Origin of the sequence: Herbaspirillum huttiense (assembly GCF_047300815.1) — a bacterium.
GTDB lineage: Bacteria > Pseudomonadota > Gammaproteobacteria > Burkholderiales > Burkholderiaceae_D > Herbaspirillum > Herbaspirillum huttiense_A.
This window is the reverse complement of the sequence record NZ_CP178608.1, coordinates 1,527,732-1,551,999: the sequence shown is the minus strand read 5'-3', so window position 1 is coordinate 1,551,999 and position 24,268 is coordinate 1,527,732. Positions and strand designations below refer to the sequence as shown.

Sequence of the window (24,268 nt, the reverse complement as noted above, 5' to 3'; positions counted from 1 at the left end):
CGGTCTGTCTGAATTCTCCCCAGGCCGATGTGCCTGCCCTGCGTTTGCGCAACCTCATTGCGTGGCGCGCCCGGGCGGCGCCGGCCCTTCCCCAACCTGACGAACGAGGATTGCCCATGTATAAGGACGTACAGCTTTTCATCAACGGCGAATGGACCGCCAGCGCCTCCGGCCGCACCATCGATGTCGTCAATCCGGCTACCGAGGAAGTGATCGGCAAGATCGCCCACGCCGACCGCAGCGACCTCGATCGCGCCCTGGAAGCCGCCAAAAAGGGTTTCGAGACCTGGCGCAACATGTCTGCCTTCGAGCGTTCCAAGATCATGCGCCGCGCCGCTGACCTGCTGCGCGAACGCGCTGACGATATCGCGCGCCTGATGACCATGGAACAAGGCAAGCCGCTGGGCGAAGCCAAGATGGAAACCCTGGGCGCGGCCGACACCATCGACTGGTTCGCCGAGGAAGCCCGCCGCACCTATGGCCGCCTGGTGCCGGCCCGCGTGCCGGGTGCCTACCAGATGGTGATCAAGGAGCCGGTCGGACCGGTGGCCGCCTTCACCCCGTGGAACTTCCCGATCAACCAGGTGGTGCGCAAGCTCTCGGCAGCCCTGGCCGCAGGCTGCTCGATCATCGTCAAGGCCCCGGAAGAAACCCCGGCCTCCCCGGCCGAACTGATCCGCGCCTATGCCGATGCAGGCGTGCCGGCCGGTGTCATCAACCTGGTCTATGGCGTGCCGGCCGAGATCTCGGAATACCTGATCCCGCATCCGGTGATCAAGAAGATTTCCTTCACCGGTTCCACCCCGGTGGGCAAGCAGCTGGCAGCCCTGGCCGGCCAGCACATGAAGCGCGCCACCATGGAACTGGGCGGCCACGCACCGGCCATGGTGTTCGATGACGTGGATGTGGAACTGGCCGCCAAGACCCTGGCCACCTCCAAGTTCCGCAATGCCGGCCAGGTGTGCGTCTCGCCGACCCGCTTCCTGGTGCAGAAGGGTGTCTTCAATGCCTTCGTCGACAAGTTCGTCACCTATGCCGAACAACTGAAGGTGGGCAATGGCCTGGAAGCTGGCGTGGGCATGGGCCCGGTGGCCAACAAGCGCCGCATCCCGGCGCTGGAAGCACTGATCGATGATGCCGTCTCGCAAGGCGCGCAACTGCGCACCGGTGGCAAGCGCATTGGTAACAAGGGTTACTTCTTCCAGCCGACCGTGCTGACCAATGTGCCGCTGAATGCCCGCGTGATGAACGAGGAGCCCTTCGGTCCGCTGGCCATCATCAATTCCTTGGAGACCCTCGATGAAGTGATCACCGAAGCCAATCGCCTGCCCTTCGGCCTGGCCGCCTACGCCTTCGCCAAGTCGGCCAAGACCAAGCACGCCCTGGCCGCGCGCGTGGAAAGCGGCATGCTGACCATCAACCACCTGGGCCTGGCGCTGCCGGAACTGCCCTTCGGCGGCATCAAGGACAGCGGCTACGGTTCCGAAGGCGGTACCGAGGCCATCGAGGCCTACATCAACACCAAGCTGGTGACGCAGCTGGATGTCTGATGCCGGGCAGGTCGCCTGACCTGCCACAATGATCGCCCTGCGTGATGAAAAAAATCGGCGGACCTGCAAGGGTCCGCCGATTTTCTTTTGGGGCTGTGCTGCTTATTCTTCGCCACCGCCCCCCGAGGGCGGCACCAGGATATCGCGGCTGCCGTTGCGCGACATGGCCGAGAGCACGCCCGCCGTTTCCATCTGCTCCACCAGCCGCGCGGCACGGTTGTAGCCGATGCGCAATTGCCGCTGCACCGAGGAGATGGAGGCACGGCGCGTCTTGAGCACGAAGGCCACCGCTTCGTCATAGAGCGGGTCGGATTCGGCATCGCCGCCCTCGCCGCCGGCGAACATGTCGGCCTGGGTCGTATCCTCGGAAATCGGCGGAGCCAGGATTTCCTCGATGTAGCGGGGCTCACCAAAGGACTTCAGGTACTCCACCACGCGATGCACTTCTTCATCCGAAACGAAGGCGCCATGCACCCGCTGCGGATAACCCGAGCCCGGCGGCAGGAACAGCATGTCCCCATGGCCCAGCAGCGACTCGGCGCCCATCTGGTCCAGCACGGTGCGCGAGTCGATCTTGGAGGACACCTGGAAGGCCACGCGTGTCGGGATGTTGGCCTTGATGAGGCCGGTGATGACGTCCACCGACGGCCGCTGCGTGGCCAGGATCAGATGGATGCCGGCCGCGCGTGCTTTCTGGGCCAGGCGCGCGATCAACTCTTCCACCTTCTTGCCGACCACCATCATGAGGTCGGCCAGTTCATCGATGACGATGACGATGGTGGGCAGCTTTTCCAGCGGCTCGGGCGCGTCGGGCGTGAGGCTGAAGGGATTGGGAATCTTCTCGCCACGGGCGGCGGCATCATCGAGCTTCTGGTTGTAGCCAGCCAGGTTGCGCACGCCCAGCTTGGACATCTTCTTGTAGCGGCGCTCCATCTCTTCCACCGCCCAGTTCAGCGCATGGGCCGCTTCGCGCATGTCGGTCACGACCGGCGCCAGCAGGTGTGGAATGCCTTCATAGATCGACAGTTCCAGCATCTTGGGGTCGATCATGATGAGGCGCACTTCCTCTGGCGTAGCCTTGTAGAGCAGCGAGAGGATCATGGCATTGATGGCCACCGACTTGCCCGACCCGGTGGTACCGGCCACCAGCATGTGCGGCGCGCGCGCCAGGTCGGTCACCACGGGCGTGCCGGTGATGTCCTTGCCCATGGCAATGGTGAGGTGCGAAGCGGATTTGCGATAAGCCTGCGAATGCACGATCTCGGACAACTTGATCATCTGCCGGCGTGCATTGGGCAGCTCCAGGCCCATGCAGGTCTTGCCGGGAATGGTCTCGACCACGCGAATGGAGGTCAGGCCCAGGGCGCGCGAAAGATCCTTCACCAGGTTCACCACCTGGGCGCCACGCACGCCTTGTGCCGGCTCCACTTCGAAACGGGTAATCACCGGACCGGCCTCGGCACCAAGCACCGTCACCGGCACCTTGAATTCGCGCAGGCGCTGTTCGATCAGGCGGCCGGTTTCCTGCAGTTGCTCGGGGTCGACTTCGATGCGGGATTCGGGGACTTCATCGAGCAGGTCCAATGACGGCAGGGGGATATCCACGCGCGGTTCATCGACGTAGCCCTCGGGCAGCATGGCCACCGGCTGCACGTAGGCGGGCGCGGCATCCGGCACGCGTACCGTGAAGGCCGCAGCGGGCTGGACCGGCGGCGCTTCGGGCGCGGGGTCGGGCAGCATGTCGAACCAGGGGGCATTGAAGGTGCCGAGGTCGATGGGTTCCGGTTCCGGCTGCGGCTCGGGCACCGGCGCCGCAGGCTCGGGAGCAGCCATCGGGGCCATCGGCGCCGTGAAGGGTGGCACGGGCAGCGGTTCCAAGGACTGCGGCAAGGGCTGGCCCTGCGGACTGAGCGGCACGATGGGCTGCACTTGTGGTGGCAACGGCGCAGCGGGCGGCGTTTCCTGCTCGCCGCTGGCCTGCTGCAGGGATCGCATCAGGCGCGTGGGCACCACATCGGCCCGCTCGGCCGGTTTGCCGGGCTGGCTCCCCGGTTCAGGGGCACGGCCCACGCTGCTGATGCGGATGCTGCGGGTAGGCTGGGCCGGTGCCGGATTGCCGCGTGCAATCGACGGCGGAATCGGACGAATCGGCGGCGATGGCGTAGCCGCACGCGACAGGCTGGCATCGGCCGCCGCGCTGGCCGCCGAGATGGCACGGCTGGCGGCGGCGCGGGCCAGCATGGCTTCGGTCGGGCGCAGGCTTTCGAAGGCGGCCCATTCGGATTCCGGACGCGGTTTGGCCGCCGGGTCGGTCTGGCGCGCATTGAGCGAGGGCCACTTGCCGCCCTGCGCGCTGCCGGCAGGCGTGGCCTGGCTGTTGCGGCTGCCGCCGGTGAGGGCCGACAGCGGTACTTTCCAGTCGTCACGCGGCGCATTGTCGGCCGGACGTTCCGGCGCCGGAGCCGGTGTCAGCCGTGCCGGGCGTGGACGCGGTGCGAAGGGCGAGGCCGGCGGCATGCGCTTGGCCGATGAGGAACCGGGAGCAGGTGCGCGTGGCATCGGAGCACGGCGTTCGGTGCTGGCGGGGAAACTGCTGCGGGCGGGTCCGGCGCTGCCGTGCAGGCTGCTCATGCGCAATCGTTCACTTTCGGCGCTGCCACGGCGCGGCGGCCCCAGGTCCAGCTCGGGGTGCTCATCGCGGCCAGCCGGCGCGCCTCGGCCAAACATGGCACCCAGCAGCCATTTCAGGCCCAGTGCCAGCAAACCCAGCATCAGGACGGCGGCAATGCCACGACTGATCTTGCCGCCCAGCGCGTCCATCAGGGCCGCGCCAAACAGCGCTCCGCCCGGGCCATCATCGCCCGCAACCAGTTGCGAACGCACCAGCGACTCGACTGCGCTGCTAGCGGCCAGCAGCAGCAGGCTGCCGCACCACAGGCGAATGGCACCGCGCCCGCCGAAGATGGACTTGCGGCCGAGCGCGCGCGCTACCGTGCGCAGCAGCAGCGGCAGCAGCCAGAGGACCGACCAGCCAAACCATTTGACGAAAATCATGCTACTCCCATACTTCACCGGCCTGGCAGTGCGCCAGCCGGCCTCGTGAATCCATGCGACGCTATCTGATACTGCATCGCAGGCTGCGAGTGTAAACCAAACCGCTGCCCTGCCGCCGCCCGTCGGCTGGCCTTTTGGTGCAGAGCACGCCCGGCCTCAACGGCCATGACAATGACAATCGATCACGTGATCGTTGATGACACCCACGCCTTGAAGATAGGCGTAGATGATGGTGGAACCGACAAACTTGAAGCCGCGCTTGGCCAGCTCCTTGGAAATGGCGTCCGACAGCGGCGTCTTGGCCGGGCAATCGGCCAGCGAAGCCCAGCGGTTGACGATGGGCTGGCCATCGACCTTGCCCCACAGATAGGCATCGAGCCCGCCCATTTCTTCGCGCAGTTGCAGGTAGGCACGCGCATTGCCGATGGTGGCGGCCACCTTCAGGCGGTTGCGCACGATGCCCGGATTCTTCAGCAATTGCGCCACCTTGCGCTCGTCATAACGGGCGATTTTCTCGGCATCCCAGTCGTCGAAGGCTTCACGGTAGCTGTCGCGCTTGTTGAGCACGGTTTCCCAGGACAGCCCGGCCTGGGCGCCTTCCAGGTTCAGCATCTCGAACAGACGTGTTTCATCATGGCAGGGCACGCCCCATTCATGGTCGTGATACTGCACATAGCGGGGATTGGCCAGGTTGACCCAGCCGCAGCGGACAAGTGTTTGCGTCATGATGGTGTTGTTTTCGTTCATTTCGCCGGATTCACACCGGCCACAGGGGCGGTTCATCCATCAGCGCGATCTGTTCGCGCAGTTCCAGGATGCGGTCCTGCCAGTAACGTTGGGTATTGAACCAGGGGAAGGCCACCGGGAACGCCGGGTCATCCCAGCGCCGCGCCAGCCAGGCGGAATAATGGATCAGGCGCAGGGTGCGCAGCGCTTCGATGAGATACAGCTCGCGTGGCTCGAATTCGCAGAAACTTTCATATCCTGCCAACAGGTCGGCCAGCTGGCCCACCATCTCGCGCCGTTCGCCCGAGAGCAGCATCCACAGGTCCTGCACGGCCGGGCCGCTACGGCTGTCATCGAAATCGACGAAGTGCGGGCCGGCATCGGTCCACAGGACGTTGCCGACATGGCAATCGCCATGCAGGCGCAAGGTGCGGATCTCCCCTGCCCGCTCGTAGCAGCGCCGCACGCCCTCAAGAGCCTGCTCGACCGTGGTGCGCCAGGCGGTGGCTACATCCATCGGGATGAAATCATGCGCCAGCAGCCAGTCGCGCGGTTCTTCGCCGAAGCTGGCGATGTCCAGCGCCGGGCGGGACTGGAAGGGGCTGCGCAGGCCGACCGCATGGATGCGGCCAATGAAGCGGCCCAGACGCTCCAGGGTATCGGCATCGTCCAGCTCGGGCGCACGGCCACCGTGGCGGCGGAACACGGCAAAACGGAACCCGGCGTGGCGATGCAGGGTGGCACCATTGTCGAGACGCATGGCGGGCACCACCGGCACTTCTTCGTCAGCCAATTCCTGCGAAAAAGCGTGTTCTTCGAGGATTTGCTCATCACTCCAGCGCAAGGGACGATAAAACTTGGCCACCAGCGGCGGGCCGTCTTCCATGCCGACCTGGTAGACGCGGTTTTCGTAGCTGTTCAGGGCCAGCAGGCGGCCGTCTCCGTAAAGGCCCAGCCCGTCGAGGGCATCGAGTACCGTATCGGGCGAGAGCGTGGCGAAGGAAGTGGCGTCGGGGAGGTCAGCAGATTGGGCGGGGGAATTCATCCGCCTATTGTACTGTCCACCAGCCTGCCCGCCCCATCAGATTGCACGATCCGGGCCGCAACACTCGCGCCCCCGGCCCAATGCCTTTACACTCCTGCCTTTAGCATCAGTCATTGGAACCATCATGCATCTCGACCAGCCCCTTTCCGACGCCGAATTCGACGAACTCGACGATTTTCTCCTCTCCGATCGCTGCGCCGACGATGTGATGACCATGGACACCCTGCACGGCTACCTGACGGCCCTGGCCATCGGTCCGCAGGAAGTGCTGATGGCCGAATGGCTGCCGCGCGTCTGGGGCAGCCGTCCGGAAGATACCCCCAAGTTCAAGAACGGCAAGGAAGCCGAGCGCATCACCAGCCTGATCGCGCGCACCATGAACGAAATCGCCATCACCTTCGAGGTCGCCCCCAAGGAATATGAACCTTTGTTCTGCGAGCGCGAGCACGAAGGCAAGCCGCTGCTCGATGCAGAAGCCTGGGCCTGGGGTTTCTGGGAAGGCATCCAGTTGCGCGCGGCGCAGTGGGATGAAATCTTCCACTCCAACCTGGCCCCGCTGATGCGCCCCATCTACCTGCTGGGCTCGGAAGAGCTGGAAGAGGAAGAAACCAAGCTCATCGACGACCCGCTCAAAACCCACAAGCTGGCCATCGAGATCGAATCGGCCATTCCGCACATCCACCGCTACTGGGCGCCCAAGCGCAAGTCGGCGGTCGAGCAGGTGCAGCGCGATGCGCCCAAGACCGGCCGCAACGATCCCTGCCCCTGCGGCAGTGGCAAGAAATACAAGAAATGCTGCGGTGCTGACTCGGAAGAATGATTCACGCAGCCCCATGAAAAAGGCGCGCCGGATGCCTGGCGCGCCTTTTTCGTTCATCCAGGGCGGTTTTTGCTGCCAACCACCCTGAGGAGGGCGAAGATCACTCCCTGATGAAGTGTTCGCGGTAGTACTTCAGTTCTTCGATCGATTCCAGGATGTCGGCGAGGGCGGTGTGCATCTGGCGCTTCTTGAAACCGGTGGCGATTTCAGGCTTCCAGCGCTTGCACAGCTCCTTCAGGGTCGACACATCGAGGTTGCGATAGTGGAAGAATTCTTCCAGCTTGGGCATGCCGCGCACCATGAAGCGGCGATCCTGGCAGATGGAATTGCCGCACATGGGCGACTTGCCGGCCGGGACGTATTGCTTCAGGAAGGCGATGATCTGCTGTTCGGCGTCGGCTTCGGTGACGGTAGAGGCCTTGACGCGGTCGATCAGGCCGGAACGGCCGTGGGTGCCCTTGTTCCAGGCGTCCATGCCGTCCAGCAGCTCGTCGGACTGGTGGATGGCCAGCACCGGGCCTTCGCCCAGCACGTTCAGTTCGGCATCGGTAACCACCACGGCCACTTCGATGATGCGATCCTTGTCCGGATCCAGGCCGGTCATTTCCATATCGACCCAGACCAGGTTCATTTCATTGGGCCGGACAGGCGCGGCGGGGGCTTGTGACATAATTCTTCCTTATTGACGGGATGGGGCCTGGCCCCATCTACTGCAGGGTTCATTGCTGGGTTCGCTCGCCCGGATCGCACCGGACGGCACGGCCAACAGGCCTGCCACCGTTGCCGGCTGGGGCAGGACGCGGGCCTGGGCCTCGAACTTCCGCCATTTTCGCACAGGGAAAGCATGTCTTCACTTTCGTTTTCAGTTTTGTTCGTCGTATTCCTGGCCATCAGCCTGGGCGTGCGTTTCTGGCTGGCCTCGCGCCATATTCGCCATGTGATCGCCCACCGCGCGGCCGTGCCGCCCGAGTTCGCGGAAAAAATCCCGCTGTCGGCCCACCAGAAGGCGGCCGACTATACGGTGGCGCGCACCAAGTTCGGCCTGGTGACGCTGATCGTCAATGCTGCAGTGCTGATCGGCTTTACCCTGCTGGGCGGGCTGCAATGGCTCTCCAGCCTGCTGCTGGGCTGGACCGGCGAACCGGGCATGGTGTACCAGATCGCGCTGGTGGCGGGATTTGGCCTCATTTCCGGTGCGGTGGACCTGCCCTTCGATTACTACCGCCAGTTCAAACTGGAAGCCGGTTTCGGCTTCAACAAGATGACGCGTGGATTGTTCTTCAGCGACATGATCAAGCAAACCCTGCTGGGTGCCGTGATCGGCTTGCCGCTGCTGTGGGTGGTGCTGGTGCTGATGGAAAAGGCCGGCGCACTCTGGTGGTTCTATACCTGGATCGTGCTGTGCGCCTTCCAGCTGCTCATGCTGGTGATCTATCCCAGCTTCATCGCGCCGCTCTTCAACAAGTTCACCGCGCTGGAAGATGACAGCCTGCGCAGCCGCATCGAAGGCTTGATGCAGCGCGTCGGATTCGCCTCCAAGGGCTTGTTCGTGATGGATGGCTCCAAGCGCAGCGCGCATGGCAATGCCTACTTCTCGGGCTTCGGCTCGGGCAAGCGCATCGTCTTCTTCGACACCCTGCTGGCGCGCCTGGCCCCGCATGAGATCGAAGCCGTGCTGGCCCACGAACTGGGCCACTTCAAGCTCAAGCACATCGTCAAGCGCGTGGTCGTCATGTTCGGCCTGTCGCTGGCCTTCCTGGCGCTGCTGGGCTATCTGAAGGGCCAGGCCTGGTTCTATACCGGCCTGGGCGTGGAGCCGCTGCTCCTGGGCAGCAACGATGCGATGGCCCTGATCCTGTTCATGCTGGTGCTGCCGATCTTCACTTTCCTGTTCTCGCCGCTGTCCTCGCTCTCCTCGCGCAAGCACGAGTTCGAGGCCGATGCCTTCGCCGCGCAGCATACCGATGCGCAGGATCTGGTGTCGGCACTGGTGAAGCTGTACGAGGACAATGCCTCCACCCTCACCCCCGATCCGCTGCACTCGGCCTTCTACGATTCGCACCCGCCGGCGTCGCTGCGCATCCAGCACCTGCACGCTGCCATCGCCGCCCATCGCGCAACGTCAGGAACAGCCGCAGCCGCGGGCAGCCACTGAATTTTTTGATCATCTACAAGGCGGGCTGGATGAATGAAACAGCCCGCCGCAGGAGAACCCCATGAGCATCACCGCAAGCACCCTCGCCGCCTCCCGCAGCGTCCAGCCCATCGACGCGCTGGACGACGCGGCCATCGCCGCCCACCTGGCCGCCCTGCCCGACTGGAAGATCGACGGCGGCAAGCTGGCGCGCAGCTTCGCCTTCGGCAACTATTACGAGACCCTGGCCTTCGTCAACGCGATCGCGTGGATCATCCATGCCGAAGACCACCACCCGGAACTGACCGTCACCTACAACCGTTGCAACGTGAAGTTCGATACCCATAGCGTCAATGAAGGCCGTGGCGGTTTGTCGGCCAATGACTTCATCTGCGCGGCCAAGGTCGACGCCATTTTCGCCCAGCGCGCCCCGGCCTGATGGGAGTCCGCAAGCAAGGCGCACGCAGCGCCAGGGCAGGATCAGCGACGAACAAGGCTGAGCTGGAACAGGGGCTGGTGATCGCCGCCCACGGCCGTCACTATCTGGTGCAGGCCGGTGAACAGAAACTGAATTGCGTCACCCGTGGCAAGAAGAGCGACGTGGCGGTCGGCGACCACATCCGCCTGGCCCGCACCTCGGCCGACCAGGGCGTGGTGGAAAGCATCGACGAACGCCGCACGCTGCTCTATCGCTCGGACCAGTACAAGTCCAAGCTGCTGGCGGCCAATGTGGATCAACTCTTCATCGTGGTGGCGACCGAACCGAGCTTTTCGGATGACCTGGTCTCGCGCTCGCTGGTGGCGGCCGAATCGGCCGGCGTCTCGGCGCACCTGATCCTGAACAAGACCGACATCACCGAAGCCCTGCCCAAGACGCGTGAACGCCTGCAGGTGTATGCGCGCCTGGGTTATCCGGTGCACGAGGTCTCGGCCAAAGCCCAGCCGGAAGAGACGCGCGCGGCCTTCATGCCGCTGTTGGCCGGCAAGAGCACCATCCTGATCGGCCAGTCGGGCATGGGCAAGTCCTCCATCATCAACCTGATCGTGCCGGACGCTGACATCGCCACCCGCGAAATCTCGGCCGCCCTCGATACCGGCAAGCACACCACGACCTTCACCCGGCTGTACCAGATGGAGCAGGAAGCCAGCATCATCGATTCGCCGGGCTTCCAGGAGTTCGGCCTGTACCAGCTCTCCGAAGGCATGCTGGAACGCGCCTTCCGCGACTTCACGCCCTATCTGGGCAAGTGCCGCTTCTACAACTGCCACCATCTCAACGAGCCGGGCTGTGCGGTGCTGGAGGCAGTACAGGCCGGCGAGATTGCGGGGATGCGCCACCAGCTGTATGCGCAGCTGGTGCACGAATCTTCACAGACCTTGTACTGACCCGGCCCTCTTCAGAACTTGTAGGCCGCTGTCAACACCAGCGCACGCGGTGCCCCCGGCACGATCTGGGTGGCCCCGGTGGCGCTGGCGTAATAACGCCGGTTGGCCAGGTTGGTGGCCGCCAGCGTGTATTCGGCGCGCTCCATCCGGTAGCCCAGCAGCGCATCCCAACGCACGTAGCCGGGCAGCTCCAGCAGATTGTCGCGATCGGCAAAGCGCGCGCCCTCGACCACCACGCCGGTCTCGCCAAACCATCCCAAGGGCGGCGCATAGGACACGAACAGGCTGCCATTGCGCGCCGAGACCCCGGAGGCTCGCTTGCCCGCATACTGCGGCTCGGCCCGCACCACCCTTGAGTTCTGCTGGGTCCAGCCGCCACGCACGAACCAGTGGCGCGCCACTTCCCCCGCCACGCTCAACTCGATGCCGCGATTGCGCTCCAGGCCGCTCTGGGTGAACACGCCCGGCTGCACCGGATCGGCCACGGTGCGGTTGTAGAGTTCCAGTTCGAACCAGGCCAGCGTCGTGCTGATCCTGCGCCCGAACCAGTCGCTCTTGACCCCGGCTTCCAGCTGGCGGCTGAATTGGGGTTCCAGGTCGTTGCCATTGCCCTTGGCCCCCGGCGACAAGCCGATCACGTCGCCGCCGACCGGCGCATAGCTCTTGCTCCACGATCCATAGAAGTGATGGTCCGGCAGGGCTTCCCACACCGCGCCCACGCGCGGGCTAACCGCGTTGCTGGAACGCTCGATGCGAATGTCGCGCAGGCGGCTGCGGGAATCGACGTCGAAGTGATCCCAGCGCAGCCCGGCGAGGATTTTCCATCGCGACCCGATGGCGATCTGGTCTTGTGCGTACAAGCCCAGGGAATCGACCCGGTGGTAGTTCATCTGCCAGGGCTGCGGCTGGGGCGTGGCGTTGCGCACCTCGGGGTCGGTCAGCGAGACGGGTAGCGCAGTGGCCATCCACAGGCGCGGCTCGCGCTTCTGCCAGCCGTATTCGGCACCGGCCAGCAGCTCGTGCTGCAAGAGGCCGCTCTTGAGCGTGCCGAGCAATTCGAGGTTGGCTTGCACATTGCGCTGCTGCAGGTTCTGCTGGAAGCGGCTGCGCTGCACGCTGGCCAAATTGCGGCCGGCGCTGACGTAGCCCTGGGTGACGAAGGTATTGTCGAAGTCGCTGTTGAGATCAAACACGCTCAGCATCTGCCGCACGCTCCAGTCCGGCGCGAGGGAGCGCGTGAGGGTGGAGCGCAGGCTGACACTGGTATCGCGGATGAAGTCACGCCCGGCCGCGCCGAAGAAGGCGCGGTCCGATGCCACCGGCAAGGCCATGGCCGCAACCGTATCGTTGCGCGTCAACGCGGTGACCCGGCCCGGCACGCCGCGATCGGGGATGCGCTCGAATTCATCGTAGTCCGCCTGCAGCAGCCAGCTGTCGCGGCCGGATTCCCATTTCAGGGCCGGGGCGAAGTACTGGCGCGTACCGCGCACACCGTGACGGAAGTGGGCTTCGTGTTCACGCCCGGCGTTGATGCGTAGCGCCCATTGCTCGCCCAACGGACGATTCCAATCCACCGCCCCGCCCTGCTGGCCACGGCTGCCCCAGATGGCGGTGGCCTGACCGAAGGCTTCATGTTCCGGCTGCTTGCTGATGCGGTTGATCACGCCGCCGCCGCTGCCGCGTCCATAAAGCACGGCGGCCGGTCCCTTGAGGATCTCGATGCGATCAATGTTGCCCAGGCTGCGCACGTATTGCGCATCGTCGCGCATGCCGTCGAGCAGCGTATCGCCGGCATTGGAAAAGCCGCGCAGCCGGAAGGCATCGAAGCGCGTATCGGAGACATTGGAAACACCCGGCACCCCGGCCAATGCCGCCGCCAGCCCGCGCCCGCCATAAGCCCGTACCTGCGCGGCATCGACCGCCTGCACCGTCTGCGGTACCTCGCGCACATCGGTGGCGGTGCGGGTGGCGCTGCCCAGCGGGCCGGGACGGGGATCGTGCAGATTGCGCTGGCTGCGGACCTCAATGGCAGGCAGGCGTGCGGCATCGCCCTCCTCACGCTCGGCTGTCGCTTCGGCGGCGGCAGCGGAAACAGGAAACGCGAACAAGGCTGCCACCAGCGTCGCCGGCAAGGCACGTAGCTTGGGCGCTGAGGAACGTAATGAAGAAAAAGACGGGCGCAAACCCTGTAACGGGTGCGGACAAGAAGAGTCGTTTGACATGGCAGCTGTTCCTTTCAAGCAATGGAAAGCTGCGGATTCTAGTCGCCCAAATAGCAATAATTCTCATTTGTAGCGCAACATTGGCCGATCTGTCGCACTTAGTAGGCATTCCTCGAAAAAGCTGAATGCGGATTTCGAAATTTTTCTTCATGCGTATCGAAGGAATTCGAAGCGCATGCCCGATGCCGTGCGTGGGTCTTCATCTCTGAAGCGAATTCGCCAAACCCGGGAGAGGTTTCTCCAGGGCAAGTACTGCGGGTATCTTTTTAAGCCGAATCCCTTATAATCTAAGGAGTTAACGACTATCGGCGGCAGGCGCCACACTGGCCGCCGTTTTTATTTATGGCAATCAAACACTACCTTCAGTTTTCCGACTTTACGCTTGATGAATACGAGTACGTGATCGAACGTTCCCGTGTGATCAAACGTAAGTTCAAGAATTACGAGCCCCATCACACGCTGGCCGATCGTACCCTGGTGATGGTGTTCGAAAAGAACTCGACCCGCACCCGCCTCTCCTTCGAAGCCGGCATGCACCAGATGGGCGGCGCGGCGATCTACCTCAACACCCGTGACAGCCAGCTTGGCCGTGGCGAACCGGTGGAAGATGCGGCCCAGGTGATGTCGCGCATGTGCGACGTCATCATGATCCGCACCTACGGCCAGGAGATCATCGAGCGCTTTGCCAAGCATTCGCGCGTGCCGGTCATCAACGGCCTGACCAACGAGCAGCATCCCTGTCAGGTGCTGGCCGATGTGTTCACCTACATCGAGCATCGCGGCAGCATCCAGGGCAAGATCGTGGCCTGGGTGGGCGACGCCAACAACATGCTTTATTCCTGGCTGCAGGCGGCCGAGGTGTTCGGCTTCCACGTCAACGTCTCCACCCCCAAGGGCTACGACATCGATCCGGCCCAGGTTTCTCCGGGCAACCAGAACTACACCTTCTTCGCCGATCCGGCCGATGCCTGCCAGGATGCCGACCTGGTCACCACCGACGTGTGGACCAGCATGGGCTTCGAAGCCGAGAACAATGCCCGCCTGAAGGCCTTCGATGGCTGGATCGTGGACCAGGCCAAGATGTCGCGCGCCAAAAAGGATGCGCTCTTCATGCACTGCCTGCCCGCACACCGTGGCGAAGAAGTGGCCGCCGAAGTGATCGACGGCCCGCAATCGGTGGTCTGGGAAGAGGCGGAAAACCGCCTGCACGTGCAGAAGGCCCTGCTCGAATACCTGGTGCACGGCCGCTTCGATTAAGCCGCCCTGCTGCCCATTCCCCCAGCACAAGAATCACGCTCAACACTTCACTTCATCGCAACGTCAAGATCATGTCCAACATCCTGCAATCCGTCCCGGTCAATCAAAAAGTCGGCATCGCCTTCTCCGGCGGCCTCGATACCAGCGCCGCGCTGACCTGGATGCGCCAGAAGGGCGCCATTCCCTACGCCTACACCGCCAACCTGGGCCAGCCGGATGAGCCGGACTATGACGCCATCCCCAAGAAGGCCATGCAATACGGTGCCGAACTGGCACGCCTGATCGACTGCCGTGAACAACTGGCCAACGAAGGCATCGCTGCCCTGCAAAGCGGCGCGTTCCACATCTCCACCGCCGGCATCACCTATTTCAATACCACCCCGCTGGGCCGTGCCGTGACCGGTACCATGCTGGTTTCGGCCATGCGTGAAGACAACGTCGACATCTGGGGCGACGGCAGCACCTACAAGGGCAACGACATCGAGCGTTTCTATCGCTACGGCCTGCTGGTGAACCCCAACCTGAAGATCTACAAGCCCTGGCTGGACAGCACCTTCATCGACGAACTGGGCGGCCGCAAGGAAATGTCCGAGTTCATGATCAAGTCCGGCTTCGACTACAAGATGTCGGTGGAAAAGGCCTACTCGACCGACTCCAACATGCTGGGCGCGACCCACGAAGCCAAGGACCTGGAATTCCTCAACAGCGGCATCAAGATCGTGCAGCCCATCATGGGCGTGGCGTTCTGGCGCGATGACGTGGAAGTGAAGGCCGAGACCGTTACCGTGCGCTTCGAAGAAGGCCGTCCGGTGGCGCTCAACGGCAAGACCTTCGCCAGCATGACCGAGCTGATCCTGGAAGCCAACCGCATCGGTGGCCGCCATGGCCTGGGCATGAGCGACCAGATCGAGAACCGCATCATCGAAGCCAAGAGCCGCGGCATCTACGAAGCCCCGGGCCTGGCCCTGCTGTTCATCGCCTACGAGCGCCTGGTCACCGGCATCCACAACGAAGACACCATCGAACAGTACCGCGACAACGGCCGCAAGCTGGGCCGCCTGCTGTACCAGGGCCGCTGGTTCGATTCGCAGGCCATCATGCTGCGCGAAACCGCCCAGCGCTGGGTGGCACGCGCCATCACCGGCGAAGTGACGGTGGAACTGCGTCGCGGCAATGACTACTCGATCCTCAACACCGAGTCGCCCAACCTGACCTACCACCCGGAACGCCTGACCATGGAAAAGGGCGAAGGCAGCTTCTCCGCCATCGACCGCATCGGCCAACTGACCATGCGCAACCTGGACATCGCCGACACCCGCCAGAAGCTGTCGATCTACCAGAACACCGGCCTGCTGGATTCCAGCACTGCCGTGTCGCTGCCGCTGCTGGGCAAGGATGAAAAGTAATTCCTGCTGGATTCACCTTTACCGTTTAATGGAAGCGATTCGATGAGCACTCAATTCGACAACGTCACCGTCCTGAAAAAGGGCAATGTCTACTTCGACGGCAAGTGTGTCTCGCACACCGTGCTGCTGGCCGATGGGACCAAGAAGACCCTGGGCGTGATCCTGCCCTCGACGCTGAACTTCAGCACCGGTGCACCGGAAATCATGGAAATCAACGGCGGCAGCTGCCGCGTGCGTCTGAAGGGCGAAGAAGCCTGGAACACCTACGCTGCAGGCACCACCTTCAGCGTACCGGGCAACTCCAGCTTCGACATCGAAGTGACCGAGACCCTGGATTACGTCTGCCACTTCGGCTGATCTTCTCGGCGTCTGAATAAAAAAAAAGCCGTCCGGTAGCGATACCGGACGGCTTTTTTACGTCTTCAGACCGGAGTGTTCTCAGATGAAGACCGGTTCCGGCTCCAGCTGGACGCCGAACTTTTCCTTCACATCATCCTGGATCGCCTTGGCCAGCCTGGCCACTTCAGCCCCCGTGGCACCGCCCCGGTTGACCAGCACCAGGGCCTGCTGTTCATACACGCCTGCACGCCCCATGGTCTTGCCCTTCCAGCCGCAGCGGTCGATCAGCCAGCCGGCGGCCAGCTTGTAGTGATCCTCATCGACGCGATAGCTGACCAGGTTGCTGTATTGCGCCAGCAGGGTATCGCGCAGGCGGGCCGGCACGATGGGGTTCTTGAAGAAGCTGCCGGCGTTGCCGATCCGGGCGGGGTCCGGCAGCTTGCGGGTGCGGATGGCGATGACGGCCTCGGCGATGTCGCTCGGACCGGGTTCGGTGATGGCGCGCTCCTGCAGCGCCTGGGACACGTCGGCGTAGTTGGCGTTGGCTTCCCAGCGCTTGGGCAGCGCGAATGTCACTTCAAGGACCACGGCGCGGTCGCGCAGCGCATGCTTGAAGACGCTGTCGCGGTAGCCGAAGCGGCAGGCCTCGCGATCCAGCGTCAGCAGTTCGCCGCTGATCAGGTCGATGGCTTGCAGGCTGTGGAAGCGATCCTTGATCTCGATGCCGTAGGCACCGATGTTCTGGATGGGCGCGGCACCGACGCTGCCGGGGATGAGTGAAAGATTCTCCAGCCCGCCCAGCCCCTGTTGCAGCGTCCACTGCACGAAAGCGTGCCAGTTCTCCCCGGCGGCGGCGCGCACGTAGATGAAGTTGTCGTCCTCGCCGGCGATGTCTATGCCCCGGTTCTGCATATGCAGCGCCAATCCGCTGAAGTCTTGCGTCAGGAGCAGGTTGCTGCCGCCGCCCAGGACCAGCCGGGGCAAGGCCATGAGGCCGGCGTCCTGGCGCAGGGTGCGCAGTTGCTCGACGCCGTCGACAGGCAGGTAGGCACGGGCACTGGCCTCGATGCCGAAGGTATTGAGGGCGCGCAGGGAAACGTCGTGGCGGACGGGAAGTGAAGAAGTGCTCATAGGGGTGGGATTATATCGCCCGCGCGCGGCAAATCCGCTGTCAGCGCCCAGGCGATGGCGGCGCGAGCCTCACTCCGTTAAAATCACGGCTCAGACGCCGGCCTTCGCCGGCTGCAAGAACATAAGGAACAAGCCATGCCCTCATTCGATACCGTCTGCGAAGCCAACCTGGTGGAAGTCAAGAACGCCGTGGACCAGGCCAACAAGGAAATCTCCACCCGTTTCGACTTCAAGGGCACCGATGCCCGCGTCGAGCAGAAGGAACGTGAATTGACCGCATTCGCCGACTCGGACTTCCAGTTGAGCCAGGTGCGCGACGTGCTGACCAACAAGATGACCAAGCGCAACGTCGACGTGCGTTTCCTGGACGAAGGCAAGATCGAGAAGATCGGCGGCGATAAGGTCAAGCAGGTCATCAAGGTGAAGAACGGCATCGAAAGTGACGATGCCAAGAAGATCGTGCGCGTCATCAAGGACAGCAAGATGAAGGTCCAAGCCAGCATCCAGGGCGACGCCGTGCGCATCACCGGCGCCAAGCGCGACGACCTGCAGGCGGCCATGGCGCTGCTGCGCAAGGAGATCAAGGAGATTCCGCTGGAGTTCAACAACTTCCGCGACTGATCTGGGCACTTGCCTTTGCAGTACCGACAACGCCGGCTTTTGCCGGCGTTTGTTTTTGGCGCTAGCTCGATGGTATTCGAGAAACCGCAGCTGATTGCTTGAGGGCAAGCGGGTTTCCGCTTTGCCAAATCTACACTCCTTCCACCCAAAAATATCGGCGTCTCTTGAAGCGAGGGCTGATGGGCTGTTTGGGCAAGTTGCCCACTGACGGAAGGAGCAAAGATGGAACACAAGGAATTCGACGGACAACGCCTGGTAACCGATTTTCTTGCCGGCATCGACAAACGACCCATCAAAGGCCGCCATACGCTGGCGACGCTGGGTTCGGCCACGCGGCTTGGCGGGGAAGTCGCTACGGCAAGCAGTAGCATGCACATCAAGGGACACCGCGTCGCCTGCGTCGGTGACATCGTGCGATATCAGGACGGGACGGAGAGCAGGATCATCTCAGGTGCCGGCGCAGCTTTAACCTGCAAAGGCCATCCGATGGCCATCGTCGGCAGCACGACCGACAATGGGGACACGGTCACAAGCAGTCTGCAAAATACGGCACAAATTCGGGAATACGCAGACGATTCTGGCATACCGGGGCTGCTGCAAGCTGGCTACCTGGCGCCAACAGGGGATGGCGCATGAAGATCATCGGCTGGATTCGCTATGGCGATAAAGCCGCCTGCGGGGGGACGGTAATTGAGGGTGACCAGACTTGCCGCAGCCATGGGCGGGCTTATGCCTTTCAGGGGGCTCGGGTGGCTTGCCGAAAGGACTGCATCATTGCTGATGGTTTTCCGCGCTCTACGCTCACCAATGGACGGGCTCAGGTGATACATGGGATGAAGACCAGTGCTGGGTGTCCGTTGCTTTCTACGCTCAATGAGGTTGATGGCGTGGGCAATGCGAGCGGTGAAGCAGTCACGACCAATTTTTATCAAACAACTCAAGGCGACTGGCTACCAAAGTTTGGACCTGAGCATCTCACAGAAGAAAGCCCGGATGAACAAGTGCGCGCCATCGATGGCAAGACCGGCGAGCCGATACCTGATCTGGCGTATTACATCAAGGCACCGGACGGAACTACTTACAGCGGCTACACCGATGCCAACGGCTTATGCGAACGAGTCGCGACCTATCATCCTGAGGAACTGAGCGTCTGGTTCGGCGAGGATGCAGAAACAAAAATGCGGGAGGGATGATGGGAGCAAAGGTCAAGACTAACCATGAAAAGGGCTCAACGGTGCCGGTGAAGCACGACCGCAAAGTACGTTTGTTACTATGGGGAGGCGCAGCAACCCCATCAGACAATTACACCTTCGAGCACGCAAAAAACAACGTGCTGCGCGACTATAAAACTCAGGACAAAAGCAAATTTATCTTAGTGGTAAAGCGGATATATGTCGCAAAAGACATTGTCAGCATCATCAATTCGCAAACGACTGGAAGCATTCAGTCTCTCGACATATGGACGCACGGGGGCCCTCAAGCACTATACCTAACTACCGCAGATCCCCCACCGCCGAAGGACTCCTCGTGGATTAGGAAAAAAGCTTATGAAGCAAATAGATGGGTACTACACAACTCCAGTCTATACCGCACAAGAACCCGAATGATATTCAACGCAGCGGGATGGGTGGAAGGTTCCGCACTGGTGGACGACATAGAGTTTTCGAAGTTTTCCGAAAATGCGAGAGTCGAACTACATGGATGTGCAACAGCGGCAAATCCATCCGATGCCGACAACATCGCCGCCGATATTTCAGAAAAACTAGCCTTAGCAGGAAAAGAAATGTCATTCGTAATCGGCCATATTGAGAATGCTGTTCCGGTTATCAAAGGTAAAGGAAAAACACGCGCGCCAGAGCAAGACTATAGGTTCGGTGAAAGGGCGATATTCAAGCACGGAAAACTGGTCTCTATTACGGAAAAACAAGGCGACCTTAGCGACAAAGAGCTTGAAAAATGATGCGAAAAAAATATCTGGCACGTACTTTCATCAGCACCTCGTTACTTCTATTGGGTGCCATAGGTATCTGCGTTTATCCATTCACGCTGTCAAATCCAGACGTAACGATACAAGTCTTCGATAGACGTTATACCTGCGGTGAATGCTATGTAGCATTCGGAATATCAAAGATCGAGGGGCGCGATGAAAGCAACCGACAAAACTCACCTTACCGGTTCGAGGACTGGGATGTTCTCGTTCTGTTCAGGGGGAATGACTCCTACCTATCCAGATATCAAGATGAGTTGTTTGAAAAGAACCCGGCATGTACATGGCCGACGTTTCGTCTCACGGGCCAGTTCAAACGTCGTTTGATTTATGCCCTGATCTTCAATGGCGACCACTACGATGGCATCTACTTCGATGCGAACTCAGGCGTGGCGATCAATACGGAGCCGAGCTGCAAGACCGTTGCGCGAGAGACCGCGTTGCCATAGGGCCAGAACTTCATTTTTAGAAATCAGATGAAAAGACGTTGCCTTTCGTCTTCTTACTTCTTTCCTGGGCTGCGCTGTGGGCAGGTAGCCATCTGCCCGACCAATATGAATTCAGCCGGGCCTAAAACAACAAAGCCCTGGCTCCCACCAAGGCTTTGTTCACTACCTCGCGCCAGCAATCACCGGCGCTTCAATCTCACTTCAACGACAACCCTCAAGCCGCATCCCGCTCATCGCCCACCAAACGGCGCTGCTTGACCGAATCCGCCAGGCCCTGCAGCACTTGCAGGCTTTCTTCCCAGTTGATGCAGCCATCAGTGATGGACTGGCCATAGGTCAGTTCCTTGCCCGGCACCAGGTCTTGGCGGCCGGCGACCAGGTGCGATTCCACCATCACGCCGACGATGCGGGTGTCGCCTGCAGCCACCTGGCGGCCGATGTCGGCGCAGACCGGGATCTGGTTTTCCGGCTTCTTGGAGCTGTTGGCGTGCGACGCGTCGATCATCAGGCGCGCTGCCAGGCCGCTCTTGGCGATGTCCTGGCAGGCCGCTTCCACGCTGGGCGCATCATAGTTGGGCTGCTTGCCGCCGCGCAGAATGATGTGGCAGTCCTCGTTGCCGGCAGTGGAGACGATGGCCGAGTGGCCGCCCTTGGTCACCGACAGGAAATGGTGCGGCTGCGACGCGGCCTTGATGGCATCCACGGCGATCTTGACGTTGCCGTCGGTACCGTTCTTGAAGCCCACCGGGCAGGAGAGGCCGGACGCCAGCTCGCGGTGCACCTGCGACTCGGTGGTACGGGCACCGATGGCACCCCAGCTGATCAGGTCAGCGATGTATTGCGGGCTGATCACGTCCAGGAATTCGGTACCGGCCGGCAGGCCCAGGTCGTTGATGTTCAACAGCAGTTCACGCGCCGCGCGCAAGCCGTCGTTGATGCGGAAACTGTTGTCCATGTACGGGTCATTGATCAAACCCTTCCAGCCCACCGTGGTGCGCGGCTTCTCGAAGTAGACGCGCATGACGATTTCCAGCTCGTTCTTGTGGCGCTCGCGCTCCACCACCAGGCGGCGCGCATATTCCATGGCGGCCTTGGTGTCGTGGATGGAGCAGGGGCCGATGACGACCATCAGGCGGTCGTCCTGTCCATGCAGGATGCGATGCAGCGCAGTGCGGGCTTCAGCGGTGGTGCGCTCGACCTTTTCGGTGCAGGCGAATTCGCGGATGAGATGCGAGGGGGGGACCAGTTCTTTCATTTCTCGGATGCGAAGATCGTCAGTGCGCGGCATTTTTTTCTCCTGGTGTACTGCAATGATTCAGCTGGAATATTGACCAAAAAAAAACCGCCATCACTGGCGGTTTTTTAGGAAATCGGTTTTGTCTTTTTACGAACGCTTACCGCTTTTCACCGCCGTGGGGCTGGAATAGCTAAAGTAAAAATAAAAGTAAGCGCGGGCGAAAGACATGTCTGGCGTCATGGGTTAAGTGAAGCAGGCGTTCATAGTGCTACAAATCAGGGGCTTTGGCAAGCAACAAGACGAAATCGATATGCTGCGCTGCAAATGCAGCTTTTATTCATTAAATGTACATTCCGTGAATATTTATTGCCTAAACAACTAATTAACATCAGCAATACACAATAAAAAATCTGGCCTCGCGCAAGCCTTGCCCGTCCCCCATCATCCCGCCAACTGTGGCTTTCCTGCAAAAAAGGTGAATATTTGATCTGGCCACGTCGTTTCCCCCTGCCACCGGAAGTCATATTCCCGGCGCATAAATGAAAAAACCGCCGGTGGATGACACCGGCGGTTTTCACAAGAAACGATGCAGAGATGAACAGAACGATCAGGCAGTCCCACCCACGGTCACGCCATCCAGGCGCAAGGTCGGCTGACCCACGCCAACGGGGACGCTCTGGCCTTCCTTGCCGCACACGCCGACACCCGAATCCAGGCGCATGTCATTGCCGATCATGGAGACGCGGTTGAGCACATCCGGGCCATTGCCGATCAAGGTCGCGCCCTTGACCGGATAGGTGATCTTGCCATCCTCGATCATGTAGGCCTCGCTGGCCGAGAAGACGAACTTGCCATTGGTGATATCCACCTGGCCACCGCCGAAGTTGACGGCATACAGGCCATTCTTGACCGAGGCCAGGATCTCGCCCGGATCCTTGTCACCGCCCAGCATGTAGGTATTGGTCATGCGCGGCATGGGCAGGTGGGCGAAGGATTCGCGGCGGGCATTGCCGGTGACGTCCATCTTCATCAGGCGGGCGTTCATGGTGTCCTGGATGTAGCCCTTCAGGATACCGTCTTCGATCAGCGTGGTGCACTGGGTCGGATTGCCTTCGTCGTCGATGTTCAGCGATCCGCGGCGATCAGCGATGGTGCCGTCATCGACCACGGTCACGCCCTTGGCAGCGACGCGCTCGCCGATACGACCGGAGAAGGTGGAGGAGCCCTTGCGGTTGAAGTCCCCTTCCAGGCCGTGACCGATGGCTTCGTGCAGCAGGATGCCGGGCCAGCCGGGGCCGAGCACCACGGTCATGGGGCCGGCCGGGGCCGGGCGCGCATCCAGGTTCACCAGCGCAGTGGCCACCGCTTCGGAAGCATACTTTTCCAGCAGGGTGTCGGAGAAATAGCCGTAGTCATAACGTCCACCGCCACCGCTGCTGCCCATCTCGCGGCGGCCATTCTGTTCGGCGATGACGGTGACCGACACCCGCACCAGCGGACGGATATCGGCGGCCAGCACGCCGTCGGCGCGCGCCACCAGCACCACGTCGTATTCACCGGAGAGGCTGGCCATGACCTGCTTGACGCGCGGGTCCTTGGCGCGGGCGATGCGTTCGATGCGTTCCAGCAGTTGCACCTTGGCCGTAGCGTCCAGCGAAGTCAGCGGATCATGCGGCAGGTACAGCGCACGACCGCCGGCCGGCGTCATGGCACCGGCCACCTTGATCTTGCCGCTGCCCTGGCGGGCGATGGTGCGGGTGGCGGCAGCGGCGTCCAGCAGGGCCGATTCGGAAATCTCGTCCGAATAGGAGAACGCGGTCTTGTCGCCCGACACGGCGCGCACGCCCACGCCTTGGTCGATGGAGAAGCTGCCGGTCTTGACGATGCCCTCTTCCAGGCTCCAGCCCTCGCTCTTGGTGAACTGGAAGTAAAGGTCGGCATAGTCCACCTTGTGCGTGAACATGCTGCCCAGGGCCTTGAGCAGCTTGGATTCGTCCAGGCCGAAGGGAGTCAGCAGCACGTCGCGCGCCACTTGCAGGGCGCCCATGTTGGGTTCAAATAATTTCATAGCGTCTTGTCGGAAGGCAAAAAGGTCAAAGCTTGCGATGGCGTAGCGCCGGCAAGCTTTCTCGAACGTATTGTAGACGATGGGGGTCAATGTCGCCGATCACAAGTCCTTCTCCCTCAGGAAGCACCGAGACGATCTCACCCCAGGGATCGACCAGCATGCTGTGGCCCCAGGTGCGCCGGCCATTGACGTGCTCCCCGCCCTGGGCCGAGGCCAGCACGTAGCACTGGTTCTCGACGGCGCGGGCGCGCAGCAGCAGCTCCCAGTGCGCGCGGCCGGTGGTATAGGTGAAGGCGGCAGGCATGACGATCAGGGTGCACTCGCCCATGGCGCGATACAGCTCCGGGAAGCGCAGGTCATAGCACACCGACAAGCCGACCCGGCCGAAGGGCGCCTCGAAGCTGCGCACTTCGCTGCCGTATTCGATGGTGCGGGCCTCGTCGTAGTTTTCTTCACCCCGCACGAAATTGAACAAGTGGATCTTGTCGTAACGCGCCACCCGCTGCCCATCGGGTCCATAGACCAGTGAAGTATTGAGCACCTTGCCGGAAACCGCCGACTGCAGCGGCAGCGTGCCGCCCACCAGCCAGAGGCCATGCTCGCGCGCCCAGGCGCTCAAGTGTTCCTGGATGGGGCCGCTGCCATCGGCTTCGGCATGGGCCAGCTTGTCGCGTTCGTGGCGGCCCATGATGGGCCAGTATTCGGGCAGCAACGCCAGCTGCGCACCCTGCCGCGCCGCCTGTGCGACCAGGCGCGCGGCAGCGTCGACGTTCTGCTGCGGCTCGGGGGTGGAGACCATCTGGATCGCCGCCACCTTGAAGGAATCGCTCATGTCT

Annotated in this window: 22 protein-coding genes; 13 read left to right on the top strand and 9 right to left on the bottom strand. The window is 62.0% G+C overall.

The features are described 5' to 3' along the window. Window positions 1-116 precede the first annotated feature (116 nt). Entirely contained in the window at window positions 117-1,550 is a 1,434-nt protein-coding gene (locus ACLRDN_RS07060) for an NAD-dependent succinate-semialdehyde dehydrogenase (RefSeq protein ID WP_413459554.1), read from the top strand. Window positions 1,551-1,652: 102 nt separating this feature from the next. Here ACLRDN_RS07060 and ACLRDN_RS07055 read toward each other — a convergent pair whose 3' ends face one another. The 3 genes from ACLRDN_RS07055 to ACLRDN_RS07045 form a co-directional block, all read right to left on the bottom strand. Further along, the gene (locus tag ACLRDN_RS07055) at window positions 1,653-4,604 is read right to left on the bottom strand and encodes a DNA translocase FtsK (protein WP_413459553.1); all 2,952 of its coding nucleotides are present in this window, start codon (window positions 4,602-4,604) and stop codon (window positions 1,653-1,655) included. Window positions 4,605-4,760: 156 nt separating this feature from the next. Then, complete coding sequence (locus ACLRDN_RS07050; protein ID WP_413459552.1) at window positions 4,761-5,330, bottom strand: DNA-3-methyladenine glycosylase I; 570 nt, start codon at window positions 5,328-5,330, stop codon at window positions 4,761-4,763. Window positions 5,331-5,361: 31 nt separating this feature from the next. Then, window positions 5,362-6,375, bottom strand: coding sequence for a serine/threonine protein kinase (locus ACLRDN_RS07045; RefSeq protein ID WP_413459551.1), 1,014 nt, complete (start codon window positions 6,373-6,375; stop codon window positions 5,362-5,364). Between the two features lie 124 nt (window positions 6,376-6,499). Here ACLRDN_RS07045 and ACLRDN_RS07040 point away from each other — a divergent pair, with 124 nt between their 5' ends. After that, the gene (locus ACLRDN_RS07040; protein WP_413459550.1) at window positions 6,500-7,195 is read left to right on the top strand and encodes a UPF0149 family protein; all 696 of its coding nucleotides are present in this window, start codon (window positions 6,500-6,502) and stop codon (window positions 7,193-7,195) included. Window positions 7,196-7,295: 100 nt separating this feature from the next. On the opposite strand, the gene orn is transcribed toward ACLRDN_RS07040, so the two are convergent. Then, complete coding sequence (gene orn, locus ACLRDN_RS07035; RefSeq protein ID WP_329801005.1) at window positions 7,296-7,865, bottom strand: oligoribonuclease; 570 nt, start codon at window positions 7,863-7,865, stop codon at window positions 7,296-7,298. Between the two features lie 174 nt (window positions 7,866-8,039). Between orn and ACLRDN_RS07030 the strand changes: the two genes are divergently transcribed. The 3 genes from ACLRDN_RS07030 to rsgA all read left to right on the top strand — a co-directional run bounded on the left by ACLRDN_RS07030 (window position 8,040) and on the right by rsgA (window position 10,715). Continuing rightward, window positions 8,040-9,350 (top strand): M48 family metallopeptidase, encoded by a 1,311-nt coding sequence (locus tag ACLRDN_RS07030; protein WP_286864608.1) that lies wholly within the window; start codon window positions 8,040-8,042, stop codon window positions 9,348-9,350. A 61-nt stretch (window positions 9,351-9,411) separates the two neighbouring features. Then, on the top strand, window positions 9,412-9,768 hold the full coding sequence (locus tag ACLRDN_RS07025; RefSeq protein ID WP_413459549.1) for a 4a-hydroxytetrahydrobiopterin dehydratase: 357 nt from the start codon (window positions 9,412-9,414) through the stop codon (window positions 9,766-9,768). Beyond that, window positions 9,768-10,715 (top strand): ribosome small subunit-dependent GTPase A, encoded by a 948-nt coding sequence (rsgA, locus tag ACLRDN_RS07020; RefSeq protein WP_039785920.1) that lies wholly within the window; start codon window positions 9,768-9,770, stop codon window positions 10,713-10,715. Before ACLRDN_RS07025 ends, rsgA begins: the two co-directional genes overlap by 1 nt. A gap of 11 nt (window positions 10,716-10,726) precedes the next feature. Here the strand turns inward: rsgA and ACLRDN_RS07015 are convergent, their stop codons facing one another. Continuing rightward, entirely contained in the window at window positions 10,727-12,832 is a 2,106-nt protein-coding gene (locus tag ACLRDN_RS07015) for a TonB-dependent receptor (protein ID WP_413459548.1), read from the bottom strand. 447 nt (window positions 12,833-13,279) lie between these two features. Between ACLRDN_RS07015 and argF the strand changes: the two genes are divergently transcribed. The 3 genes from argF (at window position 13,280) to ACLRDN_RS07000 (ending at window position 15,957) form a co-directional block, all read left to right on the top strand. Further along, a complete protein-coding gene (gene argF / locus ACLRDN_RS07010; RefSeq protein ID WP_209531650.1) occupies window positions 13,280-14,194 on the top strand; it encodes an ornithine carbamoyltransferase in 915 nt (304 codons plus the stop codon). Window positions 14,195-14,265: 71 nt separating this feature from the next. Beyond that, window positions 14,266-15,600: an argininosuccinate synthase gene (gene argG / locus ACLRDN_RS07005; protein ID WP_008326964.1), complete on the top strand. Its 1,335-nt coding sequence runs from the start codon at window positions 14,266-14,268 to the stop codon at window positions 15,598-15,600. 42 nt (window positions 15,601-15,642) lie between these two features. Then, window positions 15,643-15,957, top strand: coding sequence for a pyrimidine/purine nucleoside phosphorylase (locus ACLRDN_RS07000; RefSeq protein WP_034333616.1), 315 nt, complete (start codon window positions 15,643-15,645; stop codon window positions 15,955-15,957). A gap of 81 nt (window positions 15,958-16,038) precedes the next feature. Here ACLRDN_RS07000 and murB read toward each other — a convergent pair whose 3' ends face one another. Further along, entirely contained in the window at window positions 16,039-17,070 is a 1,032-nt protein-coding gene (murB, locus tag ACLRDN_RS06995; protein ID WP_413459547.1) for a UDP-N-acetylmuramate dehydrogenase, read from the bottom strand. A 135-nt stretch (window positions 17,071-17,205) separates the two neighbouring features. On the opposite strand from murB, the gene ACLRDN_RS06990 reads away from it, so the two are divergent. From ACLRDN_RS06990 to ACLRDN_RS06970, 5 genes are all read left to right on the top strand, one after another. Further along, entirely contained in the window at window positions 17,206-17,691 is a 486-nt protein-coding gene (locus ACLRDN_RS06990; protein WP_034333613.1) for a YajQ family cyclic di-GMP-binding protein, read from the top strand. A gap of 222 nt (window positions 17,692-17,913) precedes the next feature. After that, window positions 17,914-18,327, top strand: a complete 414-nt coding sequence (locus ACLRDN_RS06985; RefSeq protein ID WP_413459546.1) for a PAAR domain-containing protein — start codon at window positions 17,914-17,916, stop codon at window positions 18,325-18,327. After that, the gene (locus ACLRDN_RS06980) at window positions 18,324-18,884 is read left to right on the top strand and encodes a PAAR domain-containing protein (protein ID WP_209531658.1); all 561 of its coding nucleotides are present in this window, start codon (window positions 18,324-18,326) and stop codon (window positions 18,882-18,884) included. Before ACLRDN_RS06985 ends, ACLRDN_RS06980 begins: the two co-directional genes overlap by 4 nt. Further along, window positions 18,884-19,651, top strand: coding sequence for a hypothetical protein (locus tag ACLRDN_RS06975; protein ID WP_413459545.1), 768 nt, complete (start codon window positions 18,884-18,886; stop codon window positions 19,649-19,651). Before ACLRDN_RS06980 ends, ACLRDN_RS06975 begins: the two co-directional genes overlap by 1 nt. Continuing rightward, window positions 19,648-20,127, top strand: a complete 480-nt coding sequence (locus ACLRDN_RS06970; protein ID WP_413459544.1) for a hypothetical protein — start codon at window positions 19,648-19,650, stop codon at window positions 20,125-20,127. The genes ACLRDN_RS06975 and ACLRDN_RS06970 overlap by 4 nt, the downstream gene beginning before the upstream one ends. A gap of 214 nt (window positions 20,128-20,341) precedes the next feature. On the opposite strand, the gene aroG is transcribed toward ACLRDN_RS06970, so the two are convergent. The 3 genes from aroG to ACLRDN_RS06955 all read right to left on the bottom strand — a co-directional run bounded on the left by aroG (window position 20,342) and on the right by ACLRDN_RS06955 (window position 24,264). Continuing rightward, complete coding sequence (gene aroG, locus ACLRDN_RS06965) at window positions 20,342-21,415, bottom strand: 3-deoxy-7-phosphoheptulonate synthase AroG (protein ID WP_008326955.1); 1,074 nt, start codon at window positions 21,413-21,415, stop codon at window positions 20,342-20,344. Window positions 21,416-21,971: 556 nt separating this feature from the next. Then, on the bottom strand, window positions 21,972-23,432 hold the full coding sequence (tldD, locus tag ACLRDN_RS06960; protein ID WP_134134763.1) for a metalloprotease TldD: 1,461 nt from the start codon (window positions 23,430-23,432) through the stop codon (window positions 21,972-21,974). A 25-nt stretch (window positions 23,433-23,457) separates the two neighbouring features. After that, window positions 23,458-24,264: a carbon-nitrogen hydrolase family protein gene (locus tag ACLRDN_RS06955; RefSeq protein ID WP_413459543.1), complete on the bottom strand. Its 807-nt coding sequence runs from the start codon at window positions 24,262-24,264 to the stop codon at window positions 23,458-23,460. Window positions 24,265-24,268 lie beyond the last annotated feature (4 nt).